12 protein-coding genes are annotated in these 12,524 nt (G+C 63.3%); 7 read left to right on the top strand and 5 right to left on the bottom strand.

Annotation, left to right across the window (positions count from 1 at the left end; translation table 11 throughout):
• The first annotated feature begins 18 nt into the window (after nt 1–18).
• From FJ954_RS25515 to FJ954_RS25500, 4 genes are all read left to right on the top strand, one after another.
• Complete coding sequence (locus tag FJ954_RS25515; RefSeq protein ID WP_140616516.1) at nt 19–2,181, top strand: amylo-alpha-1,6-glucosidase; 2,163 nt, start codon at nt 19–21, stop codon at nt 2,179–2,181.
• Between the two features lie 106 nt (nt 2,182–2,287).
• Entirely contained in the window at nt 2,288–4,063 is a 1,776-nt protein-coding gene (locus FJ954_RS25510; RefSeq protein WP_015317744.1) for a trehalose-6-phosphate synthase, read from the top strand.
• A complete protein-coding gene (gene otsB, locus FJ954_RS25505; protein ID WP_140664179.1) occupies nt 4,063–4,863 on the top strand; it encodes a trehalose-phosphatase in 801 nt (266 codons plus the stop codon). Before FJ954_RS25510 ends, otsB begins: the two co-directional genes overlap by 1 nt.
• A complete protein-coding gene (locus FJ954_RS25500; protein ID WP_015317746.1) occupies nt 4,863–5,075 on the top strand; it encodes a hypothetical protein in 213 nt (70 codons plus the stop codon). Before otsB ends, FJ954_RS25500 begins: the two co-directional genes overlap by 1 nt.
• Nucleotides 5,076–5,081: 6 nt before the next feature.
• Here FJ954_RS25500 and dprA read toward each other — a convergent pair whose 3' ends face one another.
• Genes dprA through FJ954_RS25480 form a run of 4 tightly spaced genes read right to left on the bottom strand, consistent with a single transcriptional unit; the run spans nt 5,082 to nt 9,116 of the window.
• Nucleotides 5,082–6,215 carry a DNA-processing protein DprA gene (dprA, locus tag FJ954_RS25495; RefSeq protein WP_015317747.1) on the bottom strand — a complete coding sequence of 378 codons (1,134 nt, stop codon included), beginning with the start codon at nt 6,213–6,215 and terminating at the stop codon, nt 5,082–5,084.
• Nucleotides 6,212–6,799, bottom strand: a complete 588-nt coding sequence (plsY, locus tag FJ954_RS25490; RefSeq protein WP_140664176.1) for a glycerol-3-phosphate 1-O-acyltransferase PlsY — start codon at nt 6,797–6,799, stop codon at nt 6,212–6,214. Before plsY ends, dprA begins: the two co-directional genes overlap by 4 nt.
• A gap of 53 nt (nt 6,800–6,852) precedes the next feature.
• On the bottom strand, nt 6,853–8,139 hold the full coding sequence (locus tag FJ954_RS25485) for a dihydroorotase (protein WP_140664174.1): 1,287 nt from the start codon (nt 8,137–8,139) through the stop codon (nt 6,853–6,855).
• The gene (locus FJ954_RS25480; protein WP_140664171.1) at nt 8,136–9,116 is read right to left on the bottom strand and encodes an aspartate carbamoyltransferase catalytic subunit; all 981 of its coding nucleotides are present in this window, start codon (nt 9,114–9,116) and stop codon (nt 8,136–8,138) included. Before FJ954_RS25480 ends, FJ954_RS25485 begins: the two co-directional genes overlap by 4 nt.
• Nucleotides 9,117–9,334: 218 nt before the next feature.
• Between FJ954_RS25480 and FJ954_RS25475 the strand changes: the two genes are divergently transcribed.
• The 3 genes from FJ954_RS25475 to FJ954_RS25465 all read left to right on the top strand — a co-directional run bounded on the left by FJ954_RS25475 (nt 9,335) and on the right by FJ954_RS25465 (nt 11,991).
• Nucleotides 9,335–10,963 (top strand): DNA alkylation response protein, encoded by a 1,629-nt coding sequence (locus FJ954_RS25475; protein ID WP_015317751.1) that lies wholly within the window; start codon nt 9,335–9,337, stop codon nt 10,961–10,963.
• A 138-nt stretch (nt 10,964–11,101) separates the two neighbouring features.
• Nucleotides 11,102–11,650, top strand: a complete 549-nt coding sequence (locus FJ954_RS25470; protein ID WP_015317752.1) for a hypothetical protein — start codon at nt 11,102–11,104, stop codon at nt 11,648–11,650.
• Nucleotides 11,650–11,991: a DUF6105 family protein gene (locus tag FJ954_RS25465; RefSeq protein ID WP_015317753.1), complete on the top strand. Its 342-nt coding sequence runs from the start codon at nt 11,650–11,652 to the stop codon at nt 11,989–11,991. Before FJ954_RS25470 ends, FJ954_RS25465 begins: the two co-directional genes overlap by 1 nt.
• Here FJ954_RS25465 and ruvX read toward each other — a convergent pair.
• Nucleotides 11,909–12,415 carry a Holliday junction resolvase RuvX gene (gene ruvX, locus FJ954_RS25460; RefSeq protein ID WP_140664170.1) on the bottom strand — a complete coding sequence of 169 codons (507 nt, stop codon included), beginning with the start codon at nt 12,413–12,415 and terminating at the stop codon, nt 11,909–11,911. The genes FJ954_RS25465 and ruvX overlap by 83 nt on opposite strands.
• Nucleotides 12,416–12,524: the final 109 nt, after the last annotated feature.

Genomic DNA, 12,524 nt, shown 5'->3' with positions numbered 1-12,524 from the left:
GGGACAATCTTCTTGACCATTACCCAACTCGACGAGCGCAAGCTCGATCCTGCGATAGCACTGGCTTCCCTGGACGAAACCGCGCCCAGGGAGCCGCATCGGCTTTACGCTCTCAAGCATGGCGATTGCTTTGCCGTCGCCGACGCCTATGGCGACATACGTGGCGCCGGCGACGGCTTCTTCCGCGACGACACGCGCGTGCTCTCCGAATTTCGCCTGACGGTTGGCGGACGATCGTTGTCGCTGCTGGGCGCATCGCTCAGCCAGGACAACGTCCTGTTCACCAGCAACCTGACCAATCTGCCGATCGAGAGCGCCGCGGGCCGCCAGATTCCGCAGGGCGCGATCCATATCGAGCGGGTCAGGCTTCTGTGGCAGGAAAGGCTATATGAACGCATCACGCTCTCGAACTATAGCCGGGAGCATTCGACGGTCTTGGTGTCACTGCGCTTCGGCGTTGATTTTCGCGACATGTTCGAAGTCCGGGGCTCGACCCGCTCCAAGCGCGGTACCGCGCACACGGCCGAGATCGACCAGAGTTCGGTCGTGCTCCGCTACGAAGGGCTGGACAAGGTCGTGCGGACCTCTGCCATTTCGTTTTCACAGCCCCCGGATCAACTGACCTCCGAGCGGGCGGATTTCTTCATTGCCGTCACCAAGCGCAGCCGCCAGACGCTGTATGTGGAGGTGGGGAGCAAGACAACGGCCCGCCCGCAAAGTGAACGTTTCCGGGCCGCGGCGGCGCGCGCCCGTTTCGGCATGCGCGCCAAGCGCCGGCATGGGGCAACGCTGCACAGTTCAGGCCGCGTCTTCAATGATTGGATGGAACGGGCGCGTGCCGATGTGGCATTGCTCACCACGGAACTGGCGACTGGGCCTTACCCATATGCCGGGATCCCGTGGTTCTCCACCGCCTTCGGCCGCGACGGCGTGATTTCAGCTCTGCAGATGCTTTGGCTCAATCCCGGCCTGGCTCGTGGCGTGCTTGCCTTTCTCGCCCAGCACCAGGCGACCGAAACCTCTCCCTTCAGCGATTCCGAGCCCGGCAAGATCATGCACGAGACCCGCAAGGGCGAGATGGCGGCGCTGAGCGAGTTGCCGTTCGGCCGCTACTATGGCGGCGTCGATACGACGCCCCTCTACATCCATCTCGCCTGCGCCTATGCGGACCGCACGGGAGACACGGCTTTCATCGATGGCCTTTGGCCATCGCTGTGCGCCGCCGCCGAGTGGATCGAGACAGCGAGCCGTTCGACAGGGTTTCTTACCTATCAGCGCGCCGCGGAATCCGGCCTTGCCAACCAGGGATGGAAGGACAGCTTCGATTCCGTCTTCCATGCCGACGGCCGCATTCCGAAAGGGCCGATCGCGCTGGTCGAGGTGCAGGGTTACGTCTTTGCAGCATTTCGGGGATTGGCAAAGCTGGCACGGCTGCGCGGCGAAGAGGAGCGGGCGGAGAATTGGGAGCTGCGCGCCGATGCCATTCGCCAACAAGTCGAACGCCACTTCTGGATCGAAGAGCTTGGCTACTATGCGCTGGCGATCGATGGCGATGGCCAACCCTGCAAGGTGCGCACGTCCAATGCGGGTCACCTGCTCTATGTCGGCCTTCCCAATCCGGATCGCGCACGCATGGTCGCCGACCAGCTGCTGTCGGCTTCGTTCCATTCCGGCTGGGGGCTGAGAACGCTGGCGGACGATGCGATCTTCTTCAATCCGATGTCCTATCATAACGGATCCATCTGGCCGCACGACACCGCGATCTGCGCCGCCGGGCTGGCGCGATACGGCATCCGCGACAGCGTGGTGCGGTTGATGAGCGGGACCTTCGAATCCGCGGTTCATTTCAACATGCGGCTACCCGAACTGTTCTGCGGGTTCACGCGCTCGGCCGGCGAAGCGCCGATTGCCTATCCGGTGGCTTGCCTGCCGCAGGCCTGGTCCGCGGGCTCCGCCTTCATGCTCATGCAGGCCTGCCTCGGCCTACAGATCGACGGTTGGACGAACGAAATTCACGTGACCCGGCCGCACTTGCCGATCGGCATCGACAATCTTGTCATTCGCCATCTCTCGGTGGGACATGTGGCGGTGGACCTGACGTTTCAGCGCGTGGGGGATCGTGTCGGTGCCTTCCTTGCGGATGCGCATGAAGGATTGGTGCCACTGGTGGTCAAGAGCTGAAAAATCGGAACCATCACGGGTGCGGAACGTTGGATCAGCACGCCAAGGATGCTGGAGTTCCTGTCGGTGGATCTGCCGCGTCCCATTGAAAGGTAATCAATTCGAAATGCCCGACAACAGTTCGTACCTGGTCGTACCCTCGGCCGCACTGTGGCTCTTCGTTCTCGTAATCGTCGGTATCTCATGCGTCGCGCTCGCGGTGGTGCTGTCACGGGCGCGCCGGGCCAGAAACATGAAGCTCGCCCGTCTCGAAGCAGGATCCGTTCGCAGCCCATTGCCGGAGTTCGAAAAGAACGGGCAATCCGCGGCCGCCGCCCTCGTCCAATGGTCGCCGGAAACGTTGCGTCACATTCTGGCGAAGGAACTTCCCGATGCACAGGTGATCGTGGTGTCAAATCGCGAACCCTACATCCATAACCGCAACGGCGACGGCATCCAGCTGGTCGTACCCGCCAGCGGGCTGGTCTCCGCCCTGGAGCCGATCACGCGCGCCTGTGCGGGCACATGGATCGCCTATGGCGGCGGTTCGGCCGATGCGCTGGTGGTCGACGAAAACGACCGCGTCGAAGTGCCGCCGGAAAACCCTTCCTATACGTTGCGCCGTGTCTGGCTGAGCGAGGAAGAACAGCAAGGCTATTATCTCGGCTTTGCCAATGAGGGGCTTTGGCCGCTGTGCCACATAGCCTTCACCCGACCGATATTCCGTGCGTCCGACTGGGAGGCCTACGAGGCGGTCAACCGCAAATTCGCCGACACCGTCGTCGCGGAGGCACGTAACGAGCGGCCCATCGTGCTGGTCCAGGACTACCATTTCGCCCTGTTGCCGCGGATGATCCGGGAGCGCCTGCCGGAAGCCATCATCATCACCTTCTGGCACATTCCATGGCCGAATTCCGAGGTGTTCAGCATCTGCCCATGGCGCGAGAAGATCCTAGAAGGATTGTTGGGCAGTTCGATCGTCGGCTTTCACACCCAGTTCCATTGCAACAACTTCATCGACAGCGTCGACCGCTTCCTGGAGAGCAGGATCGAGCGCGAGGATTCCGCCATCTCCTATGGCGGCCAGATCAGCCTGGTTCACGCGTATCCGATTTCAATCGAATGGGAGCCGGCTCGACAGGCCCAGCTGCCCGACGTGGCGCAATGCCGGCGGCATGTTCGTGAAAAATTCGGGCTGGCGGACGATGTCAGGCTGTGTGTCGGCGTCGAACGTCTCGACTACACGAAGGGCATCCTCGATCGCTTTACCGCACTCGATGAGCTGCTGAGGCTCCATCCGGAATGGATTGGCAAGGTCGCCTTCCTGCAGATCGCGGCACCCAGTCGCGGCACCTTGCCCGCATACCAACAGTTGCATGAAGAGTGTCTGCGTCAAGCCGAGGATCTCAACCGGCGCTATGGCCGCGACGGCTACACTCCCGTGCTGATGGTCACGGAACATCATTCGCAGGAACAGGTCTACGAAATCTACCGGGCCGCCGACGTTTGCTTGGTCACGAGCCTGCATGACGGCATGAACCTGGTGGCCAAGGAGTTCGTCGCGGCGCGCAATGACGAACAGGGGGTCCTGCTGCTCAGCATGTTCGCCGGCGCTTCCAAGGAATTGCTGGAAGCGCTGATCGTCAATCCCTACGACGCCACAATGATGGGCGACGCCTTGTTGCAGGCTTTGACGATGTCGTCGGAAGAGCAGCGGCAGCGCATGCAAAGGATGCGTGAGGTCGTTCGCGACAATAATGTCTACCGGTGGGCAGGCAGCATGCTTCTCGATGCCGCGCGCCTGCGCAAACGCGTTGCGGTCGATCGCGCCGTCGGCGCCGCCCCGACCTCATCGGGCAACGTGATCTCGCTGCTCGATCGCAGACGGGTGGCGGCGCTGTGATGTCGCTTCTGCCAAAGCTGCCCGCGCCTGAGCTCCCAACAGGGCCGTGGGCCTTGTTCCTGGACATTGACGGCACGCTTCTCGAACACGCCGCGCATCCCGATGCGGTGGTTGTCGGCGATGAATTGCGTACGCTGCTGGCGAGGCTCGAATTGCAATTGGATGGAGCTCTGGCGTTCATCACGGGACGATCGATCGCCGCGGTCGACCATCTTTTCCAGCCGCTCAGATTGCGCGCCGCCGGGCTGTATGGGCTTGAGCACAGGCTCATCCGCGACGGCCCGGTCGAGGCAGCGGGAGAGCCGGCCGACATTGCGGCACTTGCCGAGGAAATCGAAGCGGAGCTGGGCAGTTCGGACGTTTATATCGAGCGCAAGGGACCGATCCTGGCAGTCCACACGCGCGCGGCACCGCAACTGTTGCGGCGCGCGACGCAACTGGTCGAACAGGCGTTGGGCAGGTTGCCTACGGGATATCGGGTGCTGGCCGGCAATGCCGGCGTTGAATTGATGCCGCTGGAGGCAGCAAAGGGAGCCGCCATCAGGCGCTTTCTGGATCTGCCGGCTTTCGAGGGGCGGCGGCCGGTGTTTCTGGGCGACGACACATCCGACGAAAATGGTTTCGAGGCCGTGAACGAGATGGACGGCATGTCGATCCGCATCAAACCGCACGGACCGACAGCGGCGCGCCATGTGCTTGCCGACGTCGGGGAGGCTTTGGCTTGGCTGGGTGCGGTGAGCCAGCGTAATTTGGGTGGATCGACCGGCCTGGTCCATCCCTTCAATCGAAGGAGTCCGTGATGACCCAATTCACCAGTCTCATCTTGGAGATCATGCCTGCTTGGCTACGCCGGCGGTCGCTCCCGAATACGCACGAGACCCAGCCGAGTTTCGATCCGTCGCGCCCGCAGGACGCGGATGAGGTCTGGCGCCAGTTTGTTCAAAAGGATCTCTTTGACGCCAACATGCAGGATTACGACGAGACCGGAGATAGAAAGACCAGCCGCCACTGAGGGCGGTTAGCCTTCCCCGAAAACAAGCGAAACATTTCCACCGGCGTGACGCTCGAGGCGGCCGGCAAGGTCGAGTTCAAGCAGCACCATGAAGACCTGGGCGGGATGCAGGCCGGTGTGGCGGATGATCTCGTCGATCGGCACCGGTGTCGGCCCCAGCGCCTCGATCACCTTGGCCCGGTCGCTCTCGCCTGGTGGCGGTGTGGCCGAAAAGTCGGGCGGGTCCTCAAACGGCGGCAGATCAGGCGCCCGCATGCCGGTCAGCGGAAGGATCGCCCTGGAAATGTCCGAAGCTTCGGTGACCAGCGTGGCGCCGTCCTTGAGCAGACCGTTGGTACCGGCCGCGCGCGGATCGAGCGGGGAGCCGGGTACCGCAAAGACCAACCGGCCCATCTCGCCGGCAAGCCTGGCGCTGATCAGCGAGCCTGAGCGCTGTGCTGCCTCAACCACCACCAGCCCAAGAGCGGCGCCCGCGACAAGGCGGTTGCGGCGCGGGAAATCCTGGGCACGCGGCTGCCAGCCGAACGGCATTTCCGAGATGATGGCGCCACGCTCCGCAATGTCATCGCACAGACCGGCATTTTCGGGCGGGTAGGGCAGGTCGAGCCCACCGGCGAGCACGCCGACCGTACCGGTCAAGAGACTGCCCTGATGCGCCGCCGTGTCGATGCCACGTGCCAGGCCGGAGACGATGCCGTAGCCGTCTCGTCCGAGATCGGCAGCCAGCATGCGCGCCATCTTGATGCCGGCAAGCGATGCGTTGCGGGCGCCGACTATCGCGACACCCGGCAACCGGAACACCGCGGCATTGCCCCTGACCGCCAGCATCGGCGGCGGATTGTCCATGCTGCGCAACAGCGGCGGATAGTCCGCCTCCCCAATACCGACAAAGCGTGCTCCAACTCGCCGCGCGGCCTCCATCTCGGCCTCGGCCTCGGCAAGGGAAGGAATGCGCACGATTCGGTTGGCGCCGCCGGAAATCATCAGTTCCGGCAGCATTTCCAACGCGACTTCGGCCGAACCGAAACGGTTGATCAGGTCGCGAAAGGAGGCAGGGCCGACATTCTGGGTGCGGATCAGCCGCAGCCAGCTCAGCCGCTGGCGATCGGTGAGACGCGGCCCGGCGGCCGGTTCGCTCACCCCTTGGCTCCGATCTTGCCTTCGGAGCCGGCAATCAGTCGCGAAATGTTTTCTCGGTGCTTGATGAAGACAATGATGCTCATCACCACGAACAGAATGGCTATCTGCGGCGTGCTCAGGACATAAAGCGCGATCGGTACCACCACGGCAGCAGCCAGCGCCGCCAGCGATGAATAGCGGAAGAGGAAAGCCATCACCAACCATACGACAGCGAAGATCAATGCGACTTGCCAGGCAAGGCCGACCAGCACGCCGAGATAAGTGGCGACGCCCTTGCCACCCTTGAAGCCGAGCCATGCCGGGAACAGGTGGCCCAGAAAGGCGCCGAGACCAGCCCAGATCGCGGCTTCAGGCGCGAAATGGCCTGCTATCAGCACGGCGGCCGTGCCTTTCAGCGCATCGAGCAGCAAAGTCGCGGCGGCAAGCCCCTTGTTGCCGGTGCGCAGCACATTGGTGGCGCCGATATTGCCTGAACCGATCTTGCGCACATCGCCAAGGCCGGCCGCGCGGGTAAGCAGCAGGCCGAATGGAATCGAGCCCAGCAGATAGCCGAACACCAGCGCCAGGATTGGGCCGTAAGTCATTGTTCCCCCCGCGTTCCCCCAACCATGCCTGATGTCGCATGGCTACCGCCGGCTCAGGCAGAAAATATTGTGCGGCCCGCCACCAGCGTTTGCAAGACCTTGCCTTGCAGCCGTGCGCCTTCGAAGCAGGTGTTTTTCGAGCGCGAGCGGATACCGCTTTCGCTGACTATCCAGGGTTCATCGAGGTCGACAAGCGCGAGATCGGCGACGGCGCCTGGCTTCAGCGTGCCGCCGGCCAATCCAAACAGCCTCGCCGGCGCGGTGGACAAGGTTTCGATCAGCCTGAGCAGGGGCACGTCGCCATTGTGGTAGAGGCGCAAGGCCGCGCCCAGCAGGGTTTCGAGGCCAATGGCACCGGCCGCGGCGTCGGCGAAGGGCAGGCGCTTGGTATCGACGTCCTGCGGATCGTGCGAGGAGACGATGACATCGACCGTTCCGTCCTTGACCGCATCGATCATCGCCAACCGGTCCTCCTCGGCCCGCAGCGGCGGCGTCAGGCGGAAGAAGGTGCGGTACTCGCCAACGTCGTTTTCATTGAGAGACAGACTGTGGATCGACACGCCCGATGTCACTGCCGCGCCGTCGGCCTTCGCACGCGCCACGGCGCTTGCCGCCATTGCCGTCGAGATCTTCGCGGCGTGGTACGAACCTTGCGTCAGCTGCGCCAGCGCGAGGTCACGCTCGAGCGGGATGGATTCGGCTTCACGTGGAATGCCGGAGAGGCCGAGCCAACTGGCATACAGGCCTTCGTTCATGACGCCCGACGACCCAAGATCGGCATCCTGCGTTTCATGGACGATGGTGGCGCCGAAATCGCGCGCATAGGTTAGCGCGCGACGCATCACCAGCGCGCTCGATATGGTATGCCTGCCATCGGTGAAGGCGACCGCACCCGCCTCGCGCAGCAGGCCGAACTCCGTCATTTCGCGTCCGTGGAGGCCCTTGGTGATGGCGGCGGCCGGAAAGATATTGACGACGGCCGTGTCCTTGGCGGTGCGCAGCACGAATTCGACCAGCGCCACATTGTCGATCACCGGATCGGTGTCTGGCATCATCACGATGGACGTGACGCCGCCGGCCGCTGCGGCGACACTTGCCGAAGCGATGGTTTCGCGATGTTCGGCGCCGGGCTCGCCGATGAAGACCCGGCCGTCGATCAGGCCGGGGATGATCGCCTTGCCGCCGCAGTCGATCGCCGTAGCGCCGTCGGGGACGCCGTGGTTCAGCGCCGCCTTGCCCGCGGCAACGATTTTCCTGCCTTCGACTATGACGGAGCCAACTTCATCAAGGCCGCGTGACGGGTCGATGATGCGGGCGCGTTCAAAGACCGTGATGCTCATGCGCCGCGGCCTTCTTGATTACGGCCCTCTTGATTGCGGCGGGGATCGAGCAGCGCTTCCATCACCGCCATGCGCACGGCGACGCCCATTTCCACCTGCTCCTGGATGACGCTTTGCGGGCCGTCGGCGATTTCGGATGCGATCTCGACACCGCGGTTCATCGGGCCAGGATGCATGACAAGCGCGTCGTCCTTGGCGGCCTTCAGTTTCTCGGCGTCCAGACCAAAATAGCGGAAATATTCGCGCACCGATGGCACGAAGGCTCCTTCCATGCGCTCGCGCTGCAAGCGCAACATCATCACCACATCCGCGTCCTTCAGGCCCTCCGCCATCGAGCGGCAGACGATCACGCCCATTCTGTCGATGCCCGAGGGCAATAGCGTCGAGGGCGCCACCACCCGCACCTGTGCGCCGAGTGCGTTGAGCAGCATGATGTTGGAGCGCGCCACACGCGAATGCAGGATGTCGCCGCAGATCGCCACGATCAGCTTCGACAGCGCACCCTTGGCGCGGCGGATGGTGAGCGCGTCGAGCAGCGCCTGTGTCGGGTGTTCATGGGCGCCGTCGCCGGCATTGACCACCGAGCAGCCGACCTTCTGCGCCAGGAGGGCCGCCGCGCCCGCCGACTGATGGCGGATGATCAATATGTCGGGCCGCATGGCATTGAGTGTCATCGCGGTGTCGATGAGCGTTTCGCCCTTCTTTACCGAGGAACTCGCCACCGACATGTTCATGACATCGGCGCCAAGCCGCTTTCCGGCCAGCTCGAACGAGGATTGCGTGCGGGTCGAGGCTTCGTAGAAGAGATTGATCTGGGTGCGGCCGCGCAGCGTCGAGGTCTTTTTTTCGGACTGGCGCGAGATCGCGACCGCCCGATCCGCCCTGTCGAGCAAAAGCTCGATGTCGGCGGGCGAAAGGTCGCTGATGCCCAGAAGATGGCGGTGAGGGTAGAGTGGCAGGGACGAAGCGTCGGTCATCTCAAGGGGCTGCTATAGGGTGCGGATTTCGCGCCCGCAAGCACCCGCTTTGGATTGACGCCGTTCTCCTCAATTTTTTCGTGTAGATAGCCGATTAGATCGGCCGGTATTTTCGTCGCGCGCGCAGCAACGCTTGGCTATATCTAAGCCGACGGCCTCGGATTCGAGGCTTTCCGACAATAGGGCCTTTCTAGAAGGATCGGCTAGAAGGATTGGGCGTGACCGACGACGTAACGAACCAGCCGCCGCCGCTGACGGGCGGCAACGCCTGGCGAGGCGATCCGTTGCTGATCCAGCTTGCCGAGCGCTTTTCCGATCCGGTGCGCAAGGATCTCGACGGGCTCGGCCGTTTCGTGCTGACGCAAGAAGCCCAGGAACTGGCGCGCCTCGCCAATGTCGAGACGCCGAAACTCAGGACGCATGATCGCCAGGGACGGCGCATCGACCTGGTCGAATTCCATCCCGCCTACCACGCCTTGATGCGCCGCTCGGTGGCCAACGGCCTGCATTCCTCGGTCTGGGAAAATGGCGACGCCGAGATCGGCCGCCGCCATCAAGTGCGCGCCGCCCGTTTTTACCTGACGGCGGAACTCGAGACCGGGCATCTCTGCCCTATCACCATGACCAGCGCCTCGCTGGCGGCATTGATGGCCAGCCCAAAACTGTTTCGCGAATGGGCGCCGCGCGTGACGACGCGCAAATACGACCAGAGCCAGAAGCCGCCCGTCGAAAAGACCGGACTGACGCTCGGCATGGGCATGACCGAGAAACAGGGCGGCACCGATGTGCGTGCCAATGTGACCCGGGCGGAACGCGTCGGCAGCGGCTTCTACCGCCTGACGGGACATAAATGGTTCATGTCGGCGCCGATGTCGGACGCCTTCCTGGTGCTGGCACAGGCGCCGGAGGGACTGTCCTGCTTCCTGGTGCCGCGCGTGCTCGGCGACGGGTCTGGCAACGGCTTTCGCTTCCAGCGGCTGAAGGACAAGCTCGGCAATCGCTCGAACGCGTCTTCCGAGGTTGAATTCGTCAACGCCATCGGGGAGATGGTCGGCGAACCCGGCGCCGGCGTCAAGACGATCATGGACATGGTGACGCTGACCCGGCTCGACTGCGCGGTGGCGTCTTCGGCGATCATGCGGGCGGGGCTGGCCGAAGCGATCCATCATGCCCGCCATCGCCAGGTGTTCGGTTCGACCTTGATCGAGCAGCCGTTGATGCAGCGCGTGCTGGCCGACATGGCGCTCGATGTTGCCGCGGCGACCGCGCTGTCGTTCCGGCTGGCGCGTTCCTTCGACGAGGCGGCGAGCGATCGCGGCGAGGCGGCGTTCGCCCGCGCCATGACGCCGGTCGTCAAATACTGGGTCTGCAAGATCGCGCCGCCGCTGCTTTACGAGGCGATGGAGTGCCTTGGCGGCAATGGCTATGTCGAGGAAGCTCCGCTCGCCCGTTATTACCGCGAAGCGCCTGTCAACGCGATCTGGGAAGGATCGGGCAATGTCATGGCGCTCGACGTGCTACGCGTGCTTGGCCGCGCGCCGGGGCTTTTCGAAGAAGTATTGACCGGTATCGACCGCGACCTCGGCGCCGGCGGGCGCGGCACGATCGGCGTTCTGAAGGCGGCCATGCAGGTCGCTTCGACCGACGAGGGCTCGGCCCGGCTGCTGACGGAACAGCTTGCGCTCTCTGCGGCGGCCGCCGAGTTGCGTCGGCTCGGGGCAGGGCGGATCGCCGATGCCTTCGTCGAGACGCGGCTCGCGGGCCAGTGGCGCAATACCTACGGCATGCTCGATTCGCGCCACGACGCGCGCATGATCATCGATACGCTCTATCCGCCGGTGAATTGACGGAGATGCCTTTCATGTTCGAGCGGCGTTGCCGGAATCCCCACTGACCTCGCCGTCGCCGTTAACCTTAACAAATGGTTTCCGTTGCGGCGGCGAACCGCAAAGCCCACTGTCAATTCTGTCGAAGCAGGAATCACGATGCGACACGTACTGACCTCCTTTCTGTCCGTGCACTGGGCGATCGTTTTTGCCCTGCTTGCGGTGATCTGTATCGATGGAAATCGAGGTGTGACGGCGGCTCTCGGCGTACTCGGCGTGACCGTCGAGAGCGCCCAGTTTGTCAATCTGGAGAACATCGTCGTGGTCGCTCCGCTGGCGATCGCGTTGCTGGTCGTGGCGGTGCTGTTCTTCTGGGCCTTTGTCGATACGCTGATCAACGACGCGTCCAGCCCCGGCGCCGACAGCGTCGTTCGCATCGCCTTTATTTCCGCTTCCGGGGTGATGTCGATGATCCTGATCGGCGGTGCGGCCCAAGGCATCAACGGCCTGTTCATGGTGGTCGCAGTGCAACTGGCCGCACTTCTGGTCTCCTATGTCGCGATGCTTGCCGAACGGCGTTCGGTAGCTGCGCTGGATGAGGAGGATTTCCACGCCACGGCGCACAGCATGGCGAAAGCCGCGGCGCACAATTCGCTGCTCTCCATGATATCGGGACGGACCGGCCCGAACGGGAAGGGAGGCCGCTGATGCGCTACATCTTCGCGTTGTGGGCCGCGCCGATGGCGCTGTTTTGGGGCTGGTTCTACCTGTCGCTCAACGACATGAATTTCGGCTATGTGATGCTCAGCCGGCAGCTGCACGATTTCGTGTTCCAGCTCTACGGTCAGATGCTCGGCATCGATCCCGCAACCATCCCGGGCATGGTGGCAAAAGCCTGCGTGTTCGATGGCTTGCTGCTCGTTGCGATATGGGTGTTTCGCAGGCGTCGCGAGATATTGGGCTGGGTCAGGCGTCGCTGGACGGGTCCGGTCCCGTTCGATCGGCTGCATCGAGTGACTGAAGCCGGTCTAAAACTCCCTGCAGAATAAAGGCGGCCGCCGCCGAATCGATCTTGCCGGCGCGTTTGGCGCGCGAGAAATCCATCTCGATCAGCGTCCGTTCGGCCGCGACGGTCGACAGCCGCTCATCCCAGAATACGAAGGGCAGGTCGCTTAGCTGCGCCATGTTGCGCACGAAGGCGCGCGATTTCTGTGCGCGCGGACCTTCCGATCCATCCATGTTGATCGGCAATCCGATCGCCACCGCACCGACATTCTCTTTCGTCAGCAATGCCAGAAGGACGGCGGCGTCGAGCGAGAATTTCCGCCGGATGATGACTGGACGCGGATGAGCGAAGGAGAACCCCCGATCGGAAACCGCCACGCCGATCGTCTTGTCGCCGAGATCGAGCCCCGCCAAGGTCCTGCCGTTGGCGAGCCGTGCCGGCAATTGCTCAATCGTGATGACGGTCAACGGTTTTCCCTCGTTATTTTCGACAGCACGCGTCCTTTCGGATGCCCGGCGGACACTATACCCTTTGATCTCAAGGCTATCGGCGTTCTATCCTTTGGCTCGGGAAAAA

The organism is Mesorhizobium sp. B2-3-15, from assembly GCF_006442875.1.
Lineage (GTDB): Bacteria > Pseudomonadota > Alphaproteobacteria > Rhizobiales > Rhizobiaceae > Mesorhizobium > Mesorhizobium australicum.
Note: the sequence above shows the minus strand (reverse complement) of the source record. Positions and strands in the feature narration are given on the sequence as shown.